The organism is Alkalihalobacillus sp. NPDC127517, assembly GCF_050276055.1.
Lineage (GTDB): Bacteria > Bacillota > Bacilli > Bacillales > Bacillaceae_D > Alkalicoccobacillus.
In genome coordinates this window covers 165,425-187,414 of record NZ_JBNNQX010000009.1, presented here as the reverse complement: position 1 = coordinate 187,414, position 21,990 = coordinate 165,425, and the positions used below count along the sequence as shown (strand labels likewise).

Annotated in this window: 25 protein-coding genes; 8 read left to right on the top strand and 17 right to left on the bottom strand. The window is 40.2% G+C overall.

The features are described from left to right. Nucleotides 1-22: 22 nt before the first annotated feature. From ACQKKO_RS14120 to ACQKKO_RS14105, 4 genes are all read right to left on the bottom strand, one after another. A complete protein-coding gene (locus ACQKKO_RS14120) occupies nucleotides 23-721 on the bottom strand; it encodes a histidine phosphatase family protein (protein ID WP_498648231.1) in 699 nt (232 codons plus the stop codon). 65 nt (nucleotides 722-786) lie between these two features. After that, entirely contained in the window at nucleotides 787-1,986 is a 1,200-nt protein-coding gene (locus tag ACQKKO_RS14115) for a Bcr/CflA family multidrug efflux MFS transporter (RefSeq protein ID WP_498648229.1), read from the bottom strand. 94 nt (nucleotides 1,987-2,080) lie between these two features. Further along, nucleotides 2,081-2,602 (bottom strand): ribonuclease H-like YkuK family protein, encoded by a 522-nt coding sequence (locus ACQKKO_RS14110; RefSeq protein ID WP_498648227.1) that lies wholly within the window; start codon nucleotides 2,600-2,602, stop codon nucleotides 2,081-2,083. A gap of 125 nt (nucleotides 2,603-2,727) precedes the next feature. Further along, nucleotides 2,728-4,125, bottom strand: a complete 1,398-nt coding sequence (locus tag ACQKKO_RS14105) for an L-cystine transporter (protein ID WP_498648302.1) — start codon at nucleotides 4,123-4,125, stop codon at nucleotides 2,728-2,730. A gap of 251 nt (nucleotides 4,126-4,376) precedes the next feature. Between ACQKKO_RS14105 and ACQKKO_RS14100 the strand changes: the two genes are divergently transcribed. Together ACQKKO_RS14100 and ACQKKO_RS14095 are read left to right on the top strand one after the other, a co-directional pair. After that, nucleotides 4,377-5,228 carry a transporter substrate-binding domain-containing protein gene (locus tag ACQKKO_RS14100; RefSeq protein WP_498648223.1) on the top strand — a complete coding sequence of 284 codons (852 nt, stop codon included), beginning with the start codon at nucleotides 4,377-4,379 and terminating at the stop codon, nucleotides 5,226-5,228. Nucleotides 5,229-5,245: 17 nt separating this feature from the next. Then, entirely contained in the window at nucleotides 5,246-5,908 is a 663-nt protein-coding gene (locus tag ACQKKO_RS14095; protein WP_498648221.1) for an amino acid ABC transporter permease, read from the top strand. A 42-nt stretch (nucleotides 5,909-5,950) separates the two neighbouring features. On the opposite strand, the gene ACQKKO_RS14090 is transcribed toward ACQKKO_RS14095, so the two are convergent. Then, nucleotides 5,951-7,123, bottom strand: a complete 1,173-nt coding sequence (locus ACQKKO_RS14090; RefSeq protein ID WP_498648219.1) for a M20 family metallopeptidase — start codon at nucleotides 7,121-7,123, stop codon at nucleotides 5,951-5,953. A 117-nt stretch (nucleotides 7,124-7,240) separates the two neighbouring features. Here ACQKKO_RS14090 and ACQKKO_RS14085 point away from each other — a divergent pair, with 117 nt between their 5' ends. Beyond that, the gene (locus ACQKKO_RS14085; RefSeq protein WP_498648217.1) at nucleotides 7,241-8,650 is read left to right on the top strand and encodes a YfcC family protein; all 1,410 of its coding nucleotides are present in this window, start codon (nucleotides 7,241-7,243) and stop codon (nucleotides 8,648-8,650) included. A 50-nt stretch (nucleotides 8,651-8,700) separates the two neighbouring features. Here the strand turns inward: ACQKKO_RS14085 and ACQKKO_RS14080 are convergent, their stop codons facing one another. Continuing rightward, the gene (locus ACQKKO_RS14080) at nucleotides 8,701-9,681 is read right to left on the bottom strand and encodes a phosphotransferase enzyme family protein (protein ID WP_498648215.1); all 981 of its coding nucleotides are present in this window, start codon (nucleotides 9,679-9,681) and stop codon (nucleotides 8,701-8,703) included. 163 nt (nucleotides 9,682-9,844) lie between these two features. On the opposite strand from ACQKKO_RS14080, the gene lplA reads away from it, so the two are divergent. Both lplA and ACQKKO_RS14070 read left to right on the top strand, forming a co-directional pair. Next, nucleotides 9,845-10,837 carry a lipoate--protein ligase gene (gene lplA, locus ACQKKO_RS14075; protein ID WP_498648213.1) on the top strand — a complete coding sequence of 331 codons (993 nt, stop codon included), beginning with the start codon at nucleotides 9,845-9,847 and terminating at the stop codon, nucleotides 10,835-10,837. Between the two features lie 185 nt (nucleotides 10,838-11,022). Further along, entirely contained in the window at nucleotides 11,023-11,652 is a 630-nt protein-coding gene (locus ACQKKO_RS14070; RefSeq protein ID WP_498648212.1) for an NUDIX hydrolase, read from the top strand. Nucleotides 11,653-11,687: 35 nt separating this feature from the next. On the opposite strand, the gene ACQKKO_RS14065 is transcribed toward ACQKKO_RS14070, so the two are convergent. From ACQKKO_RS14065 to ku, 3 genes are all read right to left on the bottom strand, one after another. Further along, nucleotides 11,688-11,924 carry a YrhC family protein gene (locus tag ACQKKO_RS14065; protein ID WP_498648211.1) on the bottom strand — a complete coding sequence of 79 codons (237 nt, stop codon included), beginning with the start codon at nucleotides 11,922-11,924 and terminating at the stop codon, nucleotides 11,688-11,690. Between the two features lie 91 nt (nucleotides 11,925-12,015). Next, nucleotides 12,016-12,714 carry a 5'-methylthioadenosine/S-adenosylhomocysteine nucleosidase gene (gene mtnN / locus ACQKKO_RS14060; protein ID WP_498648210.1) on the bottom strand — a complete coding sequence of 233 codons (699 nt, stop codon included), beginning with the start codon at nucleotides 12,712-12,714 and terminating at the stop codon, nucleotides 12,016-12,018. A gap of 75 nt (nucleotides 12,715-12,789) precedes the next feature. Next, nucleotides 12,790-13,617 carry a non-homologous end joining protein Ku gene (gene ku / locus ACQKKO_RS14055; protein WP_498648207.1) on the bottom strand — a complete coding sequence of 276 codons (828 nt, stop codon included), beginning with the start codon at nucleotides 13,615-13,617 and terminating at the stop codon, nucleotides 12,790-12,792. 103 nt (nucleotides 13,618-13,720) lie between these two features. On the opposite strand from ku, the gene ligD reads away from it, so the two are divergent. After that, the gene (gene ligD, locus ACQKKO_RS14050; protein WP_498648205.1) at nucleotides 13,721-15,514 is read left to right on the top strand and encodes a DNA ligase D; all 1,794 of its coding nucleotides are present in this window, start codon (nucleotides 13,721-13,723) and stop codon (nucleotides 15,512-15,514) included. Nucleotides 15,515-15,557: 43 nt separating this feature from the next. On the opposite strand, the gene ACQKKO_RS14045 is transcribed toward ligD, so the two are convergent. The 5 genes from ACQKKO_RS14045 to mltG form a co-directional block, all read right to left on the bottom strand. Then, nucleotides 15,558-16,250 carry a YrrS family protein gene (locus ACQKKO_RS14045; protein ID WP_498648203.1) on the bottom strand — a complete coding sequence of 231 codons (693 nt, stop codon included), beginning with the start codon at nucleotides 16,248-16,250 and terminating at the stop codon, nucleotides 15,558-15,560. A 192-nt stretch (nucleotides 16,251-16,442) separates the two neighbouring features. Then, the gene (greA, locus tag ACQKKO_RS14040; RefSeq protein WP_498648201.1) at nucleotides 16,443-16,919 is read right to left on the bottom strand and encodes a transcription elongation factor GreA; all 477 of its coding nucleotides are present in this window, start codon (nucleotides 16,917-16,919) and stop codon (nucleotides 16,443-16,445) included. Nucleotides 16,920-16,992: 73 nt separating this feature from the next. Next, on the bottom strand, nucleotides 16,993-17,631 hold the full coding sequence (udk, locus tag ACQKKO_RS14035) for a uridine kinase (RefSeq protein WP_498648199.1): 639 nt from the start codon (nucleotides 17,629-17,631) through the stop codon (nucleotides 16,993-16,995). A gap of 59 nt (nucleotides 17,632-17,690) precedes the next feature. Next, complete coding sequence (locus ACQKKO_RS14030) at nucleotides 17,691-18,329, bottom strand: O-methyltransferase (RefSeq protein WP_498648197.1); 639 nt, start codon at nucleotides 18,327-18,329, stop codon at nucleotides 17,691-17,693. A gap of 81 nt (nucleotides 18,330-18,410) precedes the next feature. Beyond that, the gene (mltG, locus tag ACQKKO_RS14025; protein WP_498648196.1) at nucleotides 18,411-19,544 is read right to left on the bottom strand and encodes an endolytic transglycosylase MltG; all 1,134 of its coding nucleotides are present in this window, start codon (nucleotides 19,542-19,544) and stop codon (nucleotides 18,411-18,413) included. A 253-nt stretch (nucleotides 19,545-19,797) separates the two neighbouring features. Here mltG and ACQKKO_RS14020 point away from each other — a divergent pair, with 253 nt between their 5' ends. Both ACQKKO_RS14020 and ACQKKO_RS14015 read left to right on the top strand, forming a co-directional pair. After that, the gene (locus tag ACQKKO_RS14020) at nucleotides 19,798-20,115 is read left to right on the top strand and encodes a PadR family transcriptional regulator (protein ID WP_498648300.1); all 318 of its coding nucleotides are present in this window, start codon (nucleotides 19,798-19,800) and stop codon (nucleotides 20,113-20,115) included. Between the two features lie 16 nt (nucleotides 20,116-20,131). Then, nucleotides 20,132-20,899: an HAAS domain-containing protein gene (locus ACQKKO_RS14015; RefSeq protein WP_498648195.1), complete on the top strand. Its 768-nt coding sequence runs from the start codon at nucleotides 20,132-20,134 to the stop codon at nucleotides 20,897-20,899. A gap of 25 nt (nucleotides 20,900-20,924) precedes the next feature. Here ACQKKO_RS14015 and ACQKKO_RS14010 read toward each other — a convergent pair whose 3' ends face one another. From ACQKKO_RS14010 to ACQKKO_RS14000, 3 genes are read right to left on the bottom strand one after another with little or no spacing between them, the layout of a single operon-like run. Continuing rightward, complete coding sequence (locus ACQKKO_RS14010; RefSeq protein WP_498648193.1) at nucleotides 20,925-21,242, bottom strand: DUF1292 domain-containing protein; 318 nt, start codon at nucleotides 21,240-21,242, stop codon at nucleotides 20,925-20,927. 17 nt (nucleotides 21,243-21,259) lie between these two features. Beyond that, on the bottom strand, nucleotides 21,260-21,685 hold the full coding sequence (gene ruvX, locus ACQKKO_RS14005; protein WP_498648191.1) for a Holliday junction resolvase RuvX: 426 nt from the start codon (nucleotides 21,683-21,685) through the stop codon (nucleotides 21,260-21,262). Beyond that, nucleotides 21,682-21,954 carry an IreB family regulatory phosphoprotein gene (locus ACQKKO_RS14000; protein WP_203086361.1) on the bottom strand — a complete coding sequence of 91 codons (273 nt, stop codon included), beginning with the start codon at nucleotides 21,952-21,954 and terminating at the stop codon, nucleotides 21,682-21,684. Before ACQKKO_RS14000 ends, ruvX begins: the two co-directional genes overlap by 4 nt. Nucleotides 21,955-21,990: the final 36 nt, after the last annotated feature.

Genomic DNA, 21,990 nt, shown 5'->3' with positions numbered 1-21,990 from the left:
CTAAGTAGAGGCTCTGCAATGACTATTCAGCTACAAGGGTTTCCACAAGTAAATCCGTATTATTAATGGAACCAAACGTATGGAAAGCACCGGCTTTATAAATAAGCTCTGAAATACTTGTGTTCTCAATTTTTAGGAACCCTTGTTTATAGTTTAATATGTGTAAGATCACGCGAATACTTAGTCCGTGAGAGACAATGTAAATGTTCTCATGCTGGTTTTTTGCTGCGTCATCTACAATCGCTTGTAAGGAATCAAGAAGTCTTTTTGTGTAGGATTCCCAATCTTCTGCTTCCGGATCAAGCTGTGAGACTGCTTGACAGATCTCATCAATGCCTGCTGTATTGTACATTTCTTCCTTATCAGCAGCTTGTCCATTTGTAAGCTTTTCGCGAACCTCGTTCCAAAGTACTGGGTTGGGTCCCCCTTCATAGTTTCCAAAGTACATTTCCCTTAACCCTTTGACCGTTTTTAATTCAATATTGCTTTTCTCGCTATTCTCACGAATAAGAGTAGCTGTTTCGATTGCTCGACCACTGTCACTAGAATAGATCGCATCGATGCTTCGATCCTTTAGCCCCCGTCCTAAACGCGCTGCAACAGTGCGCCCTGTTTCGGTTAGCGGCGTATCTGACCACCCCTGTACTTTATCCTGGAAGTTAAAGATGGTTTGACCGTGACGAATAAGGTGCAGTTTAATGTCTTTGTCTGTGTGTGCCATAAGCGCCTCCTAATATGGTTTCTCTACATTAAAAATGATACACCTCTAGCTAAGTTGCTGCAATGTTAAGCTTCTTGCTTTGTCGTAATAAAGAAAAAGCAGCCAAGCGCAAGAAGACATGTACTAAACAGAATTAAACCCATCGGAACCGCCGATGCCTCTGCAAGTCCAACAAGCGGCGCGACCATGGCACCGATTAATAATGGAAACAACCCTAACAAGGCACTTGCACTTCCAGCACGATGCGCCTGTTTTTTTATGCCTAATGTATAGGAAGTTGTTAAAATCGTCCCCATACTTGTCATATAAATAAAGATTGGAATGACAATCCATACTAGTGGAGCTTCAATGATTGTCATAATAAGCAAGAAGGTTGTTGCGCTTGTAGCCAGGATCACACCGGACCGTAAAAGTACGCGCTCCGCAATTTTCCCAGCAAACCGTCCGACAATCCACGTTCCGCTAATAATAGCCAGACCGTTAATACCGAACAATATACTGAACGTCTGAGGTGAGACGCCGTATATGCCTTGATAGACAAAAGGTGTACCTGAGACATAGGCGAAGCTTCCGCCATGGGCAAATCCAAGTGTTAGCGCATAACCAATGAAGGATCTGTCTCTAAATAGTTCTCCAAACGTTTTTAAGGTGAATGATAAAGAGCTTGGTGTCCTTCGCTCTGGTGGATGACTTTCTTTCAGCTTCCAAATTACCATCCCAACAATTAACACACCAACAAATGAAAGAAAATAAAAAATTGTACTCCAGTTTGAGAATGGAAACCAAAGAATGGCTCCACCAATTATTGGTGCTACAAGTGGAGCTACCGCATTAATTACCATTAATAAGGCGAAGAATTTAGTAAGCTCTGTCCCACTGAAGACATCTCTTACCACTGCTCGTGAGATAACTACCCCTCCAGCCGCAGTGAAGCCTTGCAGGAAACGACCAATAATGAGCCACGTAATGTTTGGGGCAAGTGCACATAATAATGAAGCGAGCGCAAAAAGAATAACAGAAATCACAAGCGGTTTACGTCTTCCCTGCGAGTCACTTATGGGACCAACAACAACCTGTCCAACAGCAAGTCCGAACAAACAAGCTGTTAAGCTAAGCTGCACAAGCGATTCTCGCGCTTTGAGATCTATTGCGATATCAGGAAAGCTTGGCAAATACATATCAATATTAAGGGGGCCAAGTACCGCAAGCATACTAAGTAAAAGGGCAAGAGCCAATCGTTCTTTCCCAGTTGGGTTATGTGTCATACATCGTACTCCTCTTTCTAAACAACGTTCATTCATTTTTAAGACCAACGTTAGTCTACGTGAGGATGAGCATTCTGTCTAGTCGGAGAGACTTTTACTTTGTATACCGATTTGCATAGCTGCTGGCAACAAATGAATCTGGTTTAATCTTTGGTTCAAGTCCAGACGACTCAATACGTCCAGTCATTTCACGCACAAATTCCCTTGTACGATTTTTTTTGCCTGCACCTATGTCAATATGTCCTTCAATGGAGAATGTCGCACCATCGTAGATATGAGGAAGGATTAGCTGAATCAACTCATCCTTATGGTGATCTGAAATGAGTGAAGCCACTTCTTCTGTTAGTGAGGTTTCGTAGGAGATTCGTTCATGAAGCTGCGTCATTTTCCGCTCAACGATCGTTTTTGTTGCACATGCCCATACACCACGCCCTAAGCGTTGAATGACGATCCCAGTGATAAACCGAGTTTGTCTAGGATGAACCTGAGAATCCGTTCCAAGCATCAGCTTATAATGCGCAATCGGTTGTGACTCCATAAATGATTTTATGTTGCAAAATACGTCCTCAAACAACATCTCCTTATGATGGAGATTGTAAAATGTTCTTGGTTGCATGCATCATTCGCTCCCTTATCTGTTCCTTGTCTTCCTAGTATATGCAGCGAAAACCATTCATGACGCACAAGTACAAAAAAAGACGAGCACCCATCAACATGATGAGATGCTCGCCTTCAAGACGTTTAAGCTTCTAATTCTTGCGTATCTAAGCGTCTGTTTGGATCATTATAAACAGACTGATCGATTTGTTTTGTTACTTTACTTGTGAACAAACCAGAAACCATACTTCCGCTTACGTTAAGTGCTGTACGTCCCATATCAATTAATGGTTCAACAGAGATTAATACACCAGCTAAAGCGATTGGTAAGTCAAGTGCAGAAAGAACAAGAATGGCTGCAAACGTTGCCCCGCCCCCGACTCCAGCTACACCAAAAGAACTAATCGCAACTACAAAGATTAAGAAAATCAAGAAGTCTGGTGCAAGTGGATTAATACCAACAGTTGGTGCGATCATAACAGCTAGCATAGCAGGATAAATTCCTGCACAACCGTTTTGTCCAATTGAAAGACCAAACGAACCAGCAAAGTTTGCAATTCCTTCAGGTACACCTAATTGCTTTTGTGTTTGAATGTTCATTGGTAAGGCACCTGCACTCGTTCTTGATGTGAATGCGAAGGCCAGCACAGGGAACGCTTTTCTCACATATGTAACTGGACTTAAGCCAATTACAGTTACAATCAATAGGTGAACTAAGAACATCGCAATTAACGCAACATAGGAAGCTGCTACAAATTCACCTAGACTGACTATGGCATTCAAATCACTTGTTGCCACCGTACGTGTCATAATCGCAAGGACTCCGTATGGAGTAAGGCGAAGAATTAACGTAACAACACGCATCACAATAGCATAAACCGTTTCCGTAATCTTAGCAAAATGCTCTGCTTGTTCAGGTTGCTTACGCTTAATACCAAGGTAAGCTAAGCCAAGAAAAGCAGCAAAGATCACAATTGCAATCGTTGATGTTGCACGCTGACCTGTAAAGTCCAAGAATGGATTAGACGGGATAAGCTCAATAATTTGTTGTGGCAACGTATCTGCTTGAATTCCAGCAGACGTTTCCTCAAGCGACGATCCACGGCTTGTTTCTGCTTCACCTTGCGTGATTTGATCTGCATTTAAATCAAAAAGAGATGCAGATGCGATTCCGATTGTGGCTGCAATCGCCGTTGTAGCAATTAACGTTCCTAAGATAAGTGCACTAATTTTACCTAAATTACTCGTAAACGTTAGGCGAGTAAAAGCTGAAAGGATTGAAATAAAGACAAGTGGCATCACGATCATTTGTAAGAATCGTACATACCCACTTCCAATAATACTCATCCAATCTGCAGACGTTTCAATGACAAATGAATCTGGTTCAAATAAGAATTGAAGGGCGAGACCAAACACAATTCCAAGTCCGAGACCTGTAAATACACGCTTGGAAAAAGAAATATGCTTTTTCTGCATATAGAAAAGCAACCCGACAAATCCAAGAAGAACAGCTAAAATAATGACAACATATAAAGTATCCAGTTTTGTTCACTCCTTAAATAATGATAGCTTTGTTATTCTAATCCCGTTATTCATATCTGTCAAGTAGGGATAATACAATCTATGCACGCTTGCTTAGTTTATGAGTAATGTCTACTTTTAGTCAAATAAAAAACGTTAGAAACAGGACTTATCCTTATTTATGTAGTTCCTTCAATTGATATCCCCTATCTTTCATGCCATAATCACTATGGACACTAAACTTATACTATACGCTTACGGAGGAACATTGAATGTTAGAATCATTTAGAAAACCATACGTTTTAAAAAGTGTGACTGCACTTACCGGTGTAGCTCTACTGGGACTACTTGGAGCTTGTTCTAATGACGAAGAAGGAAATTCTCTTTGGAGCGACATCCAAGAAAAAGGAACAATTGTTGTTGGCACTTCAGGCACACTTTATCCTACTTCCTATCATGCGGAGGATAGCGATGAGTTAACAGGTTATGAGGTTGAAGTACTACGTGAGATTGCACATCGATTAGATCTTGAGGTTGAATTTAGTGAGATGGGTATTGATAACCTACTGACTGCCGTTGACAATGGTCGAGTAGATCTTGCCGCAAATGATATTGATATTACAGACGAGCGTAAAGAGAAATTCAATTTCTCTGATCCGTATAAGCATTCTTATGGCTCGGCAATTGTACGTAGCGAGGATCTATCTGGCATTGAAACACTCGAAGATTTAGATGGTAAAAAAGCTGGTGGCGCGGCAACAACCATCTATACACAAATCGGGATCGAGCACGGAGCAGAAGAAGTAATATATGATAATGTTACAAATGATACCTACCTTAGAGATGTAGAGAATGGACGATTAGACGTTATTTTAAACGACTACTACTTACAAAGCTTAGCTGTAGAGGCGCTCCCTGAGATTGATGTGGTTGTGCACCCAACTCTTGCTTATTTCCCAAGTAGCCAAGGAATTATTATGAAAAAAGGAGAAGATGAGCTTCAAGAGCAAGTTAGCGCTGTCATTCGTGACATGATTGAAGACGGCTCCATTTCAGAGATCTCCCAGCAATTTTTTGGTGGAGCAGACGTGTCGGTAGAGCCTGACATTGATATTGAGGAATAGAATATGGGAATTACATCATGTTTGATTTAGATTTGGCTATTCGTTCGGTCCCATATGTATTACGTGGGCTTGGTTATACGATGCTCATTGCATTTGTGAGTATGGGAATTGGACTCGTTCTCGGATTGTTTATTGGGCTGGCGAGAAATTCAACGTTCATCTTTCTGCGTTATCCTGCCAGACTATATATCTCCTTTATCCGAGGTGTCCCTATTCTTGTTATGCTTTTCTTACTCTATCAAGGGCTTCCTACAATAGGTATCCAACTTAGTGCAGTGAGTGCTGCCCTTATTGCCTTTACATTGAATGTTGCAGGGTATACCGCTGAAATTAACCGTGCTGCCATTGCTTCTATTGATCGCGGGCAGTGGGAGGCTAGTCGCACACTAGGCTTCACCTACTGGCACACATTAAAACGAATCATCATTCCGCAGGCGACGCTCGTTGCAACGCCTCCCCTTTTTAATGTGTTTCTTGACTTAATTAAAGCCACTTCTTTGGCCGCGATGATTACGGTGCCTGAGCTTATGCAAATGGCAAAAATCGTTGGGGGAAGAGAATTCGATTACTTCACCATGTATGTGTTACTGGCGTTCATTTATTGGGGCCTCTGCACCATTGTTGCTATCCCACAAAGCTATATGGAGAAACGATTTTCTCGATATAAGTTAAATGGTTAAAAAAAGGTCCAGTGAATGCATTCACTGGACCTTTTTACTCTATTAGTTATTCTTTTTCCACTCGTTAAATTCATCTTTAACTTGTTGCAGAAGCTCTTGTCTTGTTAATAAGTCATAGCCTGTTAATGCCATTGACTTGGCTCCTAGTAGTAATCCTTCAAATCCTTGGTCACTTAATGAAGCTTCTCTAAATTCATGCGTGTGGTAGTCAGCTCCATTGTCCGTAATCTTTACATAAGGATGGATTGATGGAACCACTTGACTGACATTCCCCATATCTAAGGAACCGCCATCTTTTTCTACCTTGATCTGGTCCTCACCCACACCAAGCTCAAGCGCATTTGCTGTATAAAGAGATGATAGGGCATCATTTGTGTTCATATCATCATAGGAAAATTCATAGAATGAATGTTCTAATCGTGCGCCAGTAGCAAGGGCTGCCCCTTTTGCACAGTTTTTCACTTTTTCGAGTATCGGTGTAAGGTCTGCTCGCTTTGCAGAACGTACATAGAACTGTGCTTTTGCGTAATCAGGCACGATATTGGCTGCTTGTCCGCCATCAGTAATAATCCCGTGAATTCGAACATCCGAAGTAAGATGTTCACGCAGTGCATTGATACTGTTAAAGGTTTGAATGACAGCATCAAGTGCATTGATTCCTCTATGAGGTGAATTAGCAGCATGAGATGCACGACCAAAGAATTCAAACTGAATCGCATCCATGGCCAGAGACGAGCCACTTGCCATATGCTCTGCAGATGGGTGAACCATCATTGCCACATCTAAGTGTGATAAAACTCCTTCATCAGACATGTTGACTTTCCCGCCAGTTGTTTCCTCAGCTGGTGTTCCGTATACATATACAGCACCACCGGTCTCATCAATTACTTTACTTAGTGCAATCCCCGCAGCAACGGCCATTGTCCCAATCAAATTATGACCGCAAGCATGTCCCAATTCAGGGAGTGCGTCATACTCTGCCATATACCCAATTTTTGGACCTGGTTTTCCACTATCATATACTGCTTCAAATGCTGTTTTAAGTCCACATGTTCCAAGACTAACGGAGAATCCTTCTTTTGATAGTTCATCCGTTAATGCTTTAGAGGCTTTGAATTCCTCGTGACCTAGTTCAGGGTTATTTCCAATATATTGGCTGATCTGATAATAGCTATCTCTCTTACTCTCAATGATATCTTTTAACTTCTCTTTCACAAAAATCCCTCCATGTTTCCAAAAGACTAACTTGACTTTTCTATTGTATCCTTTATTCTATAAAAAGACCACATACATTTAAATGTATAATTATTCTAGATTGGTAAGGTGTTAAAATTGGAACAACAAGAGAAACAACTAACTAACAAGAAGCGCAAATGGGAATTACCACATACTTATGCAATCTTATCTTTTATGATCGTATTAGCTGCTCTATCAACCTATTTCTTAACAGCCGGTTCTTTTGAAAGAGTGGAGGATAACGGACGTACGATTTTGGTTGAAGGAAGCTATCAATCTGTTGAATCAAGTCCAATTACACCATTTGAGATTCTTCAAGCGATTCCCCTTGGAATGGAAGATTCTGCTCAAATTATCTTTTATATTTTCTTAATCGGCGGTACCTTTGGAGTCATCACAAAAACAGGGGCCATTGATGCTGCTGTTTATGCATTAGTCAATCGACTTAAAAACAACGGAGTTCTTTTAATCCCAATTATTATGATCGCTTTCTCTATCCCCGGTGCAACCATTGGATTGTCTGAAGAAGTGATTATTTTCGTTCCAATTGGAATAGCTGTAGCAAGGGCATTAGGTTATGATTCAATTACAGGGATGTCGATGCTAAGCCTTGGGGCTGTCTGTGGATTTGTCGGCGGTATGCTAAATCCGTTTACAGTGGGGGTTGCTCAAACAATCGCCGAGGTACCTTTATTTAGTGGCATCGGATTTCGACTCATTATCTATGCAATCTTTCTTTTAACAGCCATTATCCTAGTTATGAGATACGCAATGAAAGTGAAAAAAGACCCTTCATATAGCTATCTGGCTGACCTACCTAAACAAGATACGATCGCTTCTAACCAGACAGAACAAATGGCGTTTACACGCAAGCATGCCCTTGTTTTGCTAGCAGTCGTAGCTGGTTTCACGTTAAATGTTGTTGGGATCTTCCAATGGGATTGGTATTTAACCGAAATGACAGGTACATTCCTAGCCATTGGACTTGTAGCTGGTATCATTGGTGGATTACGCATCAATGGGACATTCGAAGCATTTACAAATGGAATGAAGGAAGTAGTATATGGTGCTTTGATTGTAGGATTTGCACGCGCTATTCTCGTAGTGATGGAACAAGGACAAGTATTAGATACGATCGTCTATCAGCTTTCAGAACTGATTAGTCAGATTCCAGGAACATTCGCCGTCGTCGGCATGTTCTTTGTCCAGTTATTTATTAACTTCTTTATTCCATCAGGAAGTGGCCAAGCAGCAACAACTATGCCGATTATGACTCCTCTTTCTGATTTACTTGATATCCAGCGTCAGGTCGCTGTTTTGGCTTACCAATACGGAGACGGTGTAATGAGCACGATTAATCCGACAAATGGCGTATTAATGGCTTGCCTCGCCCTAGCTGGTATTCCGTATACTCGTTGGATTAAATACATTTGGAAATTGGTTGTTCTTTGGATCATTATTGCCATCGTTGGCTTACTTGCCGCTGTATGGTTTGGTATTTCCTAATTTTAAAAAAAGCGGTCTTTTCGATAAACGAAAGGACCGCTTTTCTATGCTCAAAACATTTCGTTAATCTCTTCTCTTAACGATCTAGGAAGGCTAACTACCGGTGTCCGATCAAGAATTCTCCCATGCATTTCTTGGAGCTTATGACGAAGAATTTTCTTTTTATCATTCGACAAATAGAGCTGCAAATAATAATAGGAATACATGCGACGATATTCTAAAAAGAATGGTAACTGGTCGATCCAATCTCCAAGAACACGGACAGGTTGAAAGGTTTGCTCATATCCTTTAAACAATTCTACTAAAAAAAACCTAAGAAAATCATGGCGTTCTGATTCTCGAACAAATTGTAATGCGTGATAAATGGAAATAGCTAAATCATAAAAAAAGTAATTGTACTGCACATCCCCAAAATCGATTGGACATCCATGATTTTCGTTTATCAATAGATTTTCATGATGAAAGTCATGATGGATTATCCCAAAGGTTTGATTCGTTGTAGGCAAGCTAGATGAGTAATCAACCATTTCATGAAACCGTTGAAGCATTCGATCATCAAAGCTTTCATGAATGGCTAAATAACTAGATGTTGTACTCCAGTGCGGGAGATCAAACTCTTCATCCGGCTCGTCAAATGACGAAGCTACCTTGTGCATACTACCGAGTGTTCTTCCCCAAATGCGGTAAAAGTCCGCACTCCACTCCTTATACGGAATAATTCTTCCGTTCACTTTAGAAAAGACTACATAATAATAGGTCTCTTCATTGTCTGTTATTTGTTGATATACGGTCTTACCTGCGATTGTTTTAAGTACTTCTGGTACTGCAAGCCCACCATCTTTTAGTGCCCTCATCCAAATTAGCTGAGACTGAAGCTGTCTAAGTGAAATGTCTTTAGAATGATATGCTTTAAGTATGTATTCTCTCTCTAGGTGTCGAATGACATACACTTGATCCGAAAATCCACCAGCTTTTTTTATGAGCTGTGCTTGGTACTTAACAGCCGCCTCTCTCACAAGATTTTCCTTCAAGCGCCTCTCCCCCCTATTACTATTACGGACGTCTTTAGGTAAGGTTACAGTTTTTTGTTAAAAAAATGCAAAATGCATGATAAAGAAGCTGTATACTCGACCCTGGAAGGAATTATAGCTATACTATAAAGTAAGAATGTATGAATTAAGGGAGCGATCCAACATGTTAAAATTTATTGATAACTCGGGAATTACAGATCCAGAATTAAATCTAGCTATAGAGGAATATGCATTAAAAACGCTTGATCCAAAAGATACGTATTTACTTTTTTATGTAAATCGTCCATCCATCATTATCGGTAAAAATCAAAATACATATGAAGAAATCAATTTAGATTATGTAAAAGAAAAAAATCTCTATGTTGTTAGACGCCTTTCTGGCGGTGGTGCAGTGTATCATGACGAAGGAAATTTAAATTTTAGCTTTATCGCTGAAGACGATGGGCATTCCTTTCACAATTTTAAAAAATTCACTGAACCTGTCGTACAGGCGCTTGCAAAACTTGGCGTACAAGCAGAGCTTAGCGGACGTAATGATATTCACGTTGGCGAGCGTAAAATCTCAGGAAATGCACAATTCACAACAAAAGGTCGGATGTTCAGTCATGGAACCTTAATGCTCGACTCAGAAATAGAGAATGTCGTTTCTGCGTTAAATGTAAAAGACGAAAAAATTCGCTCAAAAGGGATTAAATCGATTCGAAGTCGCGTCGCCAATGTAAGTGAATTTCTAGAGCAGCCTATTTCAATGGATGAATTCAAACAACTTCTTCTTCAATACATCTTTAATACGGATGGTGAGATTCCAACATACACATTCAGAGATGAAGACTGGGAAGCGATTCACAAGCTCTCAAAAGAACGATATCAGAGCTGGGATTGGAACTACGGAAAATCTCCTGCTTTCGATATGCAACGCACAAAACGCTTTACAGGTGGAAATGTAGACATTCGTTTAAATGTACGTCGTGGCCATATAGAGGCTTGTAAGATTTATGGGGATTTCTTCGGTGTAAGAGATGTTAGTGAGCTTGAAGAAATACTCGTAGGCACAAAATATGATTCAGAAGACCTTTCAAAAGCTCTTGAGGAAGTTGATGTTTCATCCTTCTTCGGCAAAGTCACAAAAGAAGAGTTTCTTGACTTACTTTACTAAAAAAGTGGCGGCCCGCTTAGCGAACCGCCCAATGGGGGAGAGTAGAGAGAACATTTTGGAAGCTAGGTCATTGACCTTTCCTACGTCTTACTTTAATGCAATCAGAACGGAGAAACAGTAATTTTGTCATATATCCTTACACATTTTCTATTCTCTGCCCCATTTACGTTTAAGAAAGGATTCACATGAATGATATTCGATTGATTCAAACCATTTTATCTAACCACAAACTTGATAAAAGTCGTGATGCTGCGATTGTCATTCCCCTTGTTCGCGAGAAGGATCAAAGCTTATCAGTTTTGTTTGAGGTTCGAGCCATGACATTACGGAGTCAACCAGGTGAAATTTGTTTTCCAGGAGGTCGTATTGATCCAGATGACGTGAACCCGCTTGCTGCAGCTTGTCGCGAGTTATGTGAAGAGCTCGGGTTAGCTCACAATGATTTCGACATTCTTACGTCTTCTGCGCTTGAACCCGTTATGAGCCCTAGGCGTGGGAAGATCTATCCATATGTTTGCTATATTCAGGATCCAAGTATACTGAACCCAAATCAAGCAGAAGTATCTGATACGTTTCGTGTACCACTATCCTATCTACTTGAGCATCCACCTAGCGAACATAAGACCTTGTTTCACTTTGAATTCTCAGATGATTTCCCTCTTCATAAGATCGCCAATCAATCTGCATATAAAGGGCAAAAGCAGACAATGACAGAGTATGTGTTTGAATACGATGGTCATGTCATCTGGGGCCTTACAGCTAGATTACTTGTTTCATTTCTTGCTGTATTAAAAGAAAATCAAGATCAATTATAAAAAGCACAGCTTGATTAAGCTGTGCTTTCTTCTATTTATTCATCATAAAGTTTCTTCTTCGCACGAACAGCCAATCGATTACAAATAATAGCCCCCACTAACGACAAGCAAATGGCTGGTATCATTAGTTCTGGCGGTCTTGTTGTTTGTGCAAACTCCTCTGGAATGACTAGTCCCACGTATAAAAAAGCGGCCAGTGACCAAAGAACATATCCAAACCGATTGTAATCCTCTTGTTTGCCAAGTAGAATCTTTTCTCTTTTTGTCTCCACTTTAATCCGCCTCCCTCTTATCTATCAATCATTCTATCATTCTTTTTCTGCTAGAGATGATGTAATAGAAGGGAGTACAGGAAGGTTTATCCTATTCGTTTGCTAACGCTTCGACCATTAAGAGCACTTGTTTAGCAGAGTTTACGGATGCTGTTTCAAGAAATTGATCGTACGACATCTTCGCATCGCTCCCAGCAATATCAGATAGCGCACGAATAATAACAAAAGGTACGTCAAATTGCTGACATACTTGCGCGATGGCTCCTGCTTCCATTTCAGCACAGTACGGTTCATTAAAGAGCTGCTTAATTTCTTCAACACGTGACGCATCACTCATAAAGGAATCTCCTGATACAATTAATCCTTTTTCTGAATGAATGCCTACTTTCTGAGCTGCTTCCGCTGCTACTTGCATTAAATGACTGTCTGGTTGATAAAAAGCAGGCATTTGAGGAACCTGGCCATATTCATAGCCAAACACTGTTGCATCCACGTCATGATAACGCAGTTCTGTTGAAATGACGATATCTCCAACAGAAAGAGACGGATAAAATCCACCTGCCGAACCTGTATTAATGATTCGATCAGGTGAATAAAGTTGGATTAAAAGAGTTGTCCCAATCGCTGCGTTCACCTTACCAATGCCCGATTTTAATAAGACAACCTTAACCCCATCTATCGTTCCCGCGTTGAATTCACATCCTGCGATCACACGATCCTCTCTGTTCTCAAGCTTACTTCTTAGTAATACGACTTCTTCTTCCATTGCTCCAATAATTCCAATAACCACAACCGAACGTCCTTTCCTTCATAAAACATGAGTAATACGTTCAGTATACACCATTTTCCATGGTCTAAAAATAGGTTAAGCTTTTTTACGTGCTGTTGATTTACGTTTAACGGCTGCTTTACGCTTTGGCTTTGTTCGTTCTAATGATAGCTGCAAGGCTTCTGTAAGATCTGTCACATTTGTTGCTGTTTGCTTTTGAGCGGCAGGTGTTACGGTGTCTTCTCCAGCTTGCTTTTGTTCAATGAGCTTCATAAGATTTTCTCTGTACTCATCATGATAAGCAACTGGATCAAAAGATGTTGTTAATTGATCAATTAAAAGCAGTGCTGTTTTTAATTGCTTCTCATCAACCTCAACCTTTCCTGAAATGGCTGGTACCTCATCAACACTTCTTACTTCATCTGGAAAATGAATGGTCTCCATTAATAAACACTGCCTGTAAACACGTACAATGGCTAATTGTTCTTTTGAACGAATGATGATTTTTGCTACTCCAATCTTTCCAGACTGCTCGAGTGCTTTATGAAGAAGAGAGTAAGCTTTTGAACCTCCTTCGCCAGGAGCTAGAAAGTAGCTCTTTTCAAAATAAATCGGATCAATTTCCTCCAGCTTTACAAAATCAAGAATTTCAACAGCCTTCTCTTCATTTTCTTTTTTTAACGTTTCTAGGTCTTCTTCATCTAAAACCACAAACTTGTTCTTGCTGTATTCATATGCTTTCACAATATCCTCTGGTTTCACTTCCTCCTCGCAATTTGAACAGGTCTTCTGATACGAGATTGGTGTATGACACTTTTTATGAAGCTGTCTTAGCTTAATATCCTTATTTTCTGTAGCGGTATGGAGCTTGACTGGAATACTGACAAGTCCAAAGCTAATGGTCCCTTTCCAAACCGTATGCATAACATAACCTCCTTTTTTTGTTACTGTTTGATTGTCGCACTCTTTTTATGTATAGATTCAATTTGAACACTTAAAATAACTAGGAGAAGCGGAGGAATATCTTGTGACCATTAAACCAATACTTGCAACGCGCACAACAGAGCTACCACATGGAGATCAATGGCTTTATGAACCTAAATATGATGGAATTCGGTGTTTGCTTATCGTAACAACATCACTTGTTCGCTTGCAAAGTCGCAACGGTCGGGATATGACTTCGCAATTCCCAGAAATCGTTGAAGAGATAAACAACCTAACGTTTCCTTCTCCCTCCTTTATCCTAGATTGTGAGCTCGTTTCCTTACATTCACCATTCTGTAGTGATTTCTCGAAGGTTCATACTAGGTCAAAGCTTCGCGCTAAGAAAACAATAGAAACCCATGCTCAGGCATTTCCTTGTTCATTAATAGTGTTTGATCTCATAGAGCAAAATCAAAAGTCACTCACTCACCTTCCCTTATGCGACCGCAAGAAGGACTTAGACACCTTCTTCTCGCAGCTATCAAGTAAACGCCTAATTGCTATACAGAGCTTCACACACATAGATTCATTGCTCAGGCAGCTCTCTTTTGAGGCCGGAGAAGGAATTCTTGCCAAGAAGAAATCAAGTCTTTGGACAGAGGGAAAGCGTTCATCTGAGTGGTTAAAATGGAAGCTGCCTAAGAAAGGAACGGTCATCCTTACCCATTATCAAACAACCAACCAGTACTTTACTGGTCAGGTGTACGAGGATGAATCGCTAAAACCTGTTGTACAAGTAGCACACGGGTTCTCAGAGGAAAAACGTCAAACCCTCATTGCTCTTTTTAAACAGAAAGGTGAAAAGTATGGAACAAACGGTTGGGTTTTACCACCTGGAATTTGTGCAGACATTACAAGTATTGGTTTAAATGATGAGAACATGCGGGAACCCAGGTTCTTAGATTTTAATTTGTCGACGAACCCTGATGACTGTACGTACAATCAACTGAAAAAAGATTTATCACTTCCAAAAGAGTACTTTGAGATCACACATCCAGATAAACCAATTTGGGATTACGCCGCAAAAGGTGATTATCTCTTTTATCTTCAACAGATCGCGCCACATCTTCTACCCTTTTTAACAAATCGTGTTCTTACGGTTATTCGGTTCCCTCACGGAGGTGGAGATAAGCGATTCTACCAGAAAAATCGGCCGGAATCGGCACCTGATTATGTAAGATCTGTTTTGCATGAGGATATTAACTACATTCTGTGTAATAGCTTTGATACACTGCTTTGGCTAGGAAATCAGCTGGCATTAGAATTTCATATTCCATTTCAACCATACTTTGACCATCTTCCTTGTGAGATGGTCATCGATTTAGATCCGCCGTCTGTTGAGAATTTTCATCTTGCTGTTAAAGCGGCGAAAATGGCAAAAGAGGCTCTTGATTATTTTAAGCTCAAAGCCTTTGTTAAAACGTCAGGTGGAAAGGGGTTACAGTTGTACATCCCTCTGCCTTTTAATCAATTTTCGTATGAAGAAACGCGCTCTTTTCTGATTTTCTTGTGTACATTTCTTTGTGAGCAACGTCCAGAACTCTTTACGTTGGAACGTCTAAAGAAAAAAAGAAAGGGACGCTTATATCTTGATTACCTGCAGCATGACGCAGGCAAAACCATTATTGCTCCTTACTCTACTCGTGGAGAGACTGGCTATGTCGCGACTCCACTCGAATGGGAAGAGCTTGAGGACATATCTCTTCATCCTTCACAATTCACGATTTGGACAGTACTCGAACGCTTAGAATCGAGGCAGGACCCATTTTCTACATTTAATGATGCCAGAATGCACCAACCATTCCGTGATGTGTTAGAGCGAATAAACAATCAATAAAAAAACTTGTTTAAAGAGTGAGACCCTTTAAACAAGCTTTTGTTTATCTGTATGGATTGCTTGATAACTGCTCAGTGGAGACAACCTGCCAGCCTTGCCCATCCTGCCATTCAATACGAACGCGGTATGGGTTGCTGTAACTATCCTGTTCATTTTTATCACTGAATGTACCTACTGCCGAAGTTTGGGATCCGCCATTTTCTAGTCTCCAAAGAGTCATTTCACTTTCACTAGATAGTCCTTGAGGTGAACCGACTGCAGCTACCATCTCGTTCCAGTTTTGACTGCCTTGGGTAAAGTCGGGCTTAAACTCACCTGTTTGTTCAGTACCAAGCGGATCTTGCTCCTCGTCTTCTTGACCGTCCTCTTCACGATCTTCGTCTTCCGTCGCATCATCCGTATCTGTATCATCCTCAGCGTTAGCATCATCATCGTCTTCTGTGCGACCATCCGCTACGCTGTCTTGGTTTTCATCTTCATCATCGTCGCTTGATGTAGCGTCGTCGTTGCTATCAGGTGAGGCCGGATCTTTTATACCAGCACTTCCGCTACCTGTTTGATTTGAATCATTATCAGCTGTAGTGTCATCACTTTCGTTAGCGGTCTCATTACTATTCCCATTTAAGAAAATTGAACCACCGACTAATAGTATAAGTACAATAACCACACCAATGGCTATGTTTAAGATCCGACTCATTTTTTTTCGCTTACGTGTTTCATAACGATTTCCTACCATACCTGAATCATCCCTTCATACTCATTCTCTCTCTATTATACATAGGATTCTATGAATGAAAAGTAATCTTCCTTCTCATTATATCGTCTTCATCTGGAAGTTCAAGAGGTCTTATATAAACAAACTAGTGAAGAAGTACTAGCTACAAATTAAAAAGCGAAACCATATTCCATAGGTTTCGCTTCTGCTGTCTTACTTGATTTCTTTAATTTCAATCTCCATGTCTCCACCTGGTGTACTTACTGTTACTCGGTCTTTAATTGTTTTACCAAGCAGGCTTTGTGCGAGCGGAGAATCATTTGAAATTTTGCCTTCAGATGGGTTAGATTCTGCACTTCCCACAATGATATATTCTTCTTCGTCACCGTCAGGAAGCTCAATGAAACGAACTGTTTTCCCAAGAGAAACGATGTTTTCTGGAGAACTTTCTTCCTCAATAATAATCGCATTACGAATCATTTTTTCCACTTGTAGGATACGACCCTCTATAAATGCTTGGTCCTCCTTCGCAGAATCATACTCAGAGTTCTCAGAAAGATCTCCAAAACTACGAGCAACCTTTATACGTTCAACGACTTCTGCACGTCGTTCAGTTTTCAGGTGATCAAGTTCCTCTTCAAGCTTCTTCTTACCATCCAATGTCATATAGTGCTTTTTCTCTTCTGCCACTTGACTCACTCCTCATAAGATACAAGTTATAATAGTTCCTATACTAGATAAGCTAAGACAATGGTCCCACTTATTAAGTTAGCAATGATTTAGCCTCAATAATTGCCCGGATTTTTGTAACCATTAGATCAATCGCAACTTTGTTCTGGCCACCCTCAGGTACAATTAAATCAGCATAACGTTTCGTTGGTTCAATAAATTGTAGATGCATCGGTCTTACCACATTAGTATATTGGTCAATAACCGAGTCAATGGATCGTCCACGATCTTTAATATCACGTGACAATCTACGAATAATACGGATATCAGCGTCTGTATCAACAAATAGCTTAATATCCATCATATTACGCAACTTCTCATCCTCAAGAATTAAAATGCCTTCAAGGATAATAACATCCTTTGGCTCAATCGGAATCATTTCATCTGAGCGTGTATGATTTGCGTAATCGTAAATGGGTTTTTGCACAGCCTTCTGGTTGGTCAACTGTTCCAACTGATGTAAAAGCAATTCATTATCAAAAGCAAGTGGATGATCGTAGTTTGTTTGCAAACGCTCTTCCATACTTAGATGACTTTGATCCTTATAATATGCATCCTGTTCAATTAATACGATGGATTGTTCATTAAACTGACGAAAAATTTCTTTAGCTACGGTTGTTTTGCCTGAGCCCGTACCGCCCGCAACCCCGATGATAATAGGCTTATGATTCATGTTGCAATCCTCTTTTCAATAATTAAATCTATTCTTCTAGATCGTTTACTCATTATCCTTTATTTCTTGATACTTACTGCTAGTCCATCACCTATTGGAAGAACTCGAGTCATAAAATCAGGATGTTCCATCAAGTATTGATTATACGAATGAATCTTACCAGCAAGCTTTGAGAGCCGCTTGTTCGATAGATCGCTTTTTGCAACCAGCCCCCTGAATAATACATTATCCGAGAACACAATACCACCAGAAGCTATCAGCTCAGTATATAATTCAAAGAAACGTTTGTATTGTCCCTTAGCCGCATCAATAAATAATACATCAAACAATGGCATTTTTTCAAGTATTCCCACTACATCTAACGCATCCCCTTCAATCAGATGAATGCGATTTCCTAAACCTGCCTGCTTAATATAAGATCTTGCCTTAAGCGCACGCTCAGGATCCCTCTCAATCGTGATAATCTCCGTTTTTGGAAGCGCTGTAGCCATACGAATGGCTGAGTAGCCAATTGCCGAACCGATCTCCAGAATTCGTTTAGGTGGGTTTAACTGCATTAATTGCAGGAGACTCTCTATCCCAACCAAATCCATGATCGGAATCGAATGTTCTTCGGCATATTGTTCCATTTCCTCAATTAATTCAGTTCGCTTAGGTGTAAGAGCAACTAAATAATCAAGTATTTCTTGATCAAACATGACGTTCTACTCCTTATGATTAAAAAGAGGAAGGAATGAGTAATCCATTCCTTCCATCCTCTATTCTATTTCTTCAACTACTTATTCTCCCGCATCGATCCATTCCTGACGATACTCTTCTACAACCTGTTGATGGTCTTCATACGAGCTATTGTAGATAACTTCACCAGTCACTCGTGCATAGAAGAATAGATAATCCGTCACTCTTGGCTCAAGCGCTGCTTTAATTGAATCCTCACCAGGACTTGCGATAGGACCAATTGGTATACCTTCATACATATACGTGTTATATGGTGAATCAACGTCTAAATCATCTAACGAAGTCATATAAAGATGTGATCCTGCGGCATAAGCAACTGTTGGATCAACCTGAAGCTTCATATTATCATCTAAACGATTGTATAACACCCCTGAGATTAGATAGCGATCTTCAGATGTTTGCGCTTCTCGTTCTATTATAGAAGCAAGCGTCATAATTTCATGCAATGTGTAATTACTGCTTTCAATTTGATCCGAATATTGATCCAGTACAGATTGAGTCCGTTCAAGCATTGTTTCAATAATCGTTTCGATCGAAGCATTTTCGTCTACGAAGTCATATCTTGCAGGGAATAAATACCCTTCTAATGGATGACGAATTTCACCATCTAATACTTGCTTTCCAAGGATCGGAAAGCGATCAACCAGTGATTCTATGTATTCATCATCTTGCATTTTCTCAAGAATTTCGTCCTCGTTATATTGCGTAGCTTCTGCTATTCGTTTCACAATATCCTCAAGCCAGAAGCCTTCTGGAATCGTAAAATTAAAAACAGACTCCTGCTCCACCTTACCATCTTTTAATGCATGAATGATTTCCTCCATTGACATATCCGTTGATAACGCATAGTCGCCAGCCTGGAAATCTGATTCGTTTAGATATCGAACATAATATTTAAAGATTGTCCCATTTGAAATGAGTCCAGCATCCTCTAGGATTCCACCTATACCACCCGGTGTTGAACCAATCGGAATACTTACTTCAATTTGTTCACCATTATCCTTGTCCATTGGTTCAATTGAACCTTTTAAATAAGCATATCCACTTACAGCAATTATAGCACCGATTATAATAATCGCAATGAAAGAGATGAATACCCACTTTCGGACAACCTTCGCCTGCGACACGCGTTCTTCATATAACGTGTTTCGCGGCTTTTCTTTGGAATCAGACATTGTTCTCCTCCCTCCGCCGTTCCCATTATACTAATACATGTGAGAAATGTCAGTATAGAATTGCGGAAATTCAATGATCCTACACATCTTTTAGTATTTCCTTGTTTAAAAAAAGTACACCTGACTCACTATCTTGTATAACAAGATAAATAACCCTTGCATAACAAGTTAGTTCATTTTATACTATGAATATACCTTGTAATACAAGATAAAGGGTTGAACGAAAGTTGGTGCTTGCTTGTCTACAACGCAAATGATGAAAGGAATCATTGATGGATGCTTGCTGTCCATCATAGATGAAAACGAGGTGTATGGATATGAGCTAGCCAAAAAGCTTGCAGCGTACGGTTTTGAATCATTTAGCGAGGGAACAATTTACCCCTTACTGCTACGAATGCAAAAAGAAGATCTTGTTACTTCCACTCTGCGTAAATCAACAGCAGGACCGAAGCGCAAATACTATGCACTCACACCCAAAGGGGAAAAAGAGCTTCAATTGTTTAAGGAAAGATGGGTAGGACTTCAGGAGAACGTGAATCGTGTATTGAATCATAACGTATTAGATAAATAGGAGGGAACTTCACTTAATGGAGAACACATTATTATCAAAAGAAAGCCAATCCTTTTTAGAAAACTTAAGGCTTTACTTATTCTCTAGTGGAAAAAATGAGGAAGAAATCAATGATATTGTGAATGAACTAGAAGACCATCTTATTGAAGCTGAGAAATCTGGCACACCCATTGAACGGATTGTGGGCCAATCGCCTAAAGAATATATGGAATCACTCTCAAATGAAATGAACGATGATGTGCGAGGTTGGATGAAATACGGAGTCTTGATCTTAATTGGTGCTTTCTCAATGAGTATAATTCCAGATGTGTTACGAGGCAATTTATCTTATTCGTTATATTATATTCTTTCAAACATAACCATTATGTTGCTCTTTTTAGTTGGTACCGCACTTTGCTTTAGATATTTAGCCACACACACTGTTTCTACAATCAGATCCATTGTATTACTTGGTATACTATCTGCAGTACCTCTATCATTGTTCATAACGGTCCTTTTAACAGATCAAATGATTTCATCCCCTACCTTTACCATTAATCCGTTTGGTACGGCACTCATCGGTGTACTTGCTGCACTTGCGCTCATTCTCATTTCCATCTGGGCAAAATCATGGGTGTGTCTCATCATTGTAGCCTTTTTAACGTTACCTGAGTACTTGCTTCGATTTACTCAGTTAGCTTATGAGACACAGCTGATTGTGAGCATGATTATCACTTACGGTGGTATTGCATTTTATCTACTACTATTTAATCGATCCGAGAAAAAGAAAGAAAAAGACGCTTGAGTTATCCCTCAAGCGTCTTACATTTTTATTCTTCTTCTTCGTCCTCTTGCTCTTCAGAGAAGGTGTTAAGCATCTCTTCAATGACAGCCCACTCTTCATCTGTTTCAACAGGGAAAAGCGCGATGTCATTTTCTTCGCCTTCACGATCTTCGTAACGGAACGCGAATACTTCTTGCTCTTCATCTTCGTCTTCATCTGTTTCTTCTTCATTTTCCCCTACTGGTACTACAAGAAGATATGAATTTCCTGTGGTATCCACTGTAAAACGGAATAGCTCATCAAATAAATGCTCGGTTCCGTGTTCGTCTGGAATGATAATACGTTCTTTTTCTTCTTGTGCCATGATTGGACACCTCTCTATTACAAAGTTTTTCCTGCGCGATCAAGATAACCCTGCAGGATAAGGGTTGCTGCCATTTTATCAATGACCTTTTTCCGTTTTTTACGGCTAACATCTGCATCAACAAGGACACGCTTGGCAGCCATTGTTGTTAACCTCTCATCCCACATGACAATTTCCGCGTCAATGTACGATGATAAATCATTTGCAAACGCTTGGCAATACTCACCGTTGCCACCGATGGAACCATCCATGTTTTTAGGAAGTCCGATGACAACCGTACTTACTTCATTATCTTTCACAAGCCGAGCAATCGCTTCGTAATCCTGCTCAGCTTGTCCTTCAGTTCGTTGCATGGTTTCTACACCCTGCGCCGTCCAGCCAAATGCATCGCTTAAAGCGACACCAATCGTTTTTGTACCTACATCAAGACCTAATGATTTCATTCGTTCTCCTTACGGTGATGTGTTAAATAAGACTTCACAAGCGCTTCAATTAATTCATCTCGTTCTAACTTTCGAATTAATGTTCTGGCCTCTTGGTGTCTTGGAATGTACGCTGGATCACCAGATAATAGATATCCTACAATCTGATTAATGGGATTGTACCCTTTTTCCTCAAGGGCAGCATAAACCGTCAGCAGCACCTCCTGGACATCTACATTAACAGAGTCGTCATGAAAATCAAACTGCATTGTTTTGTCCATAGAGCTCATCACATGCACCTCTCTCTTGAAAATTCCGGACTTAGC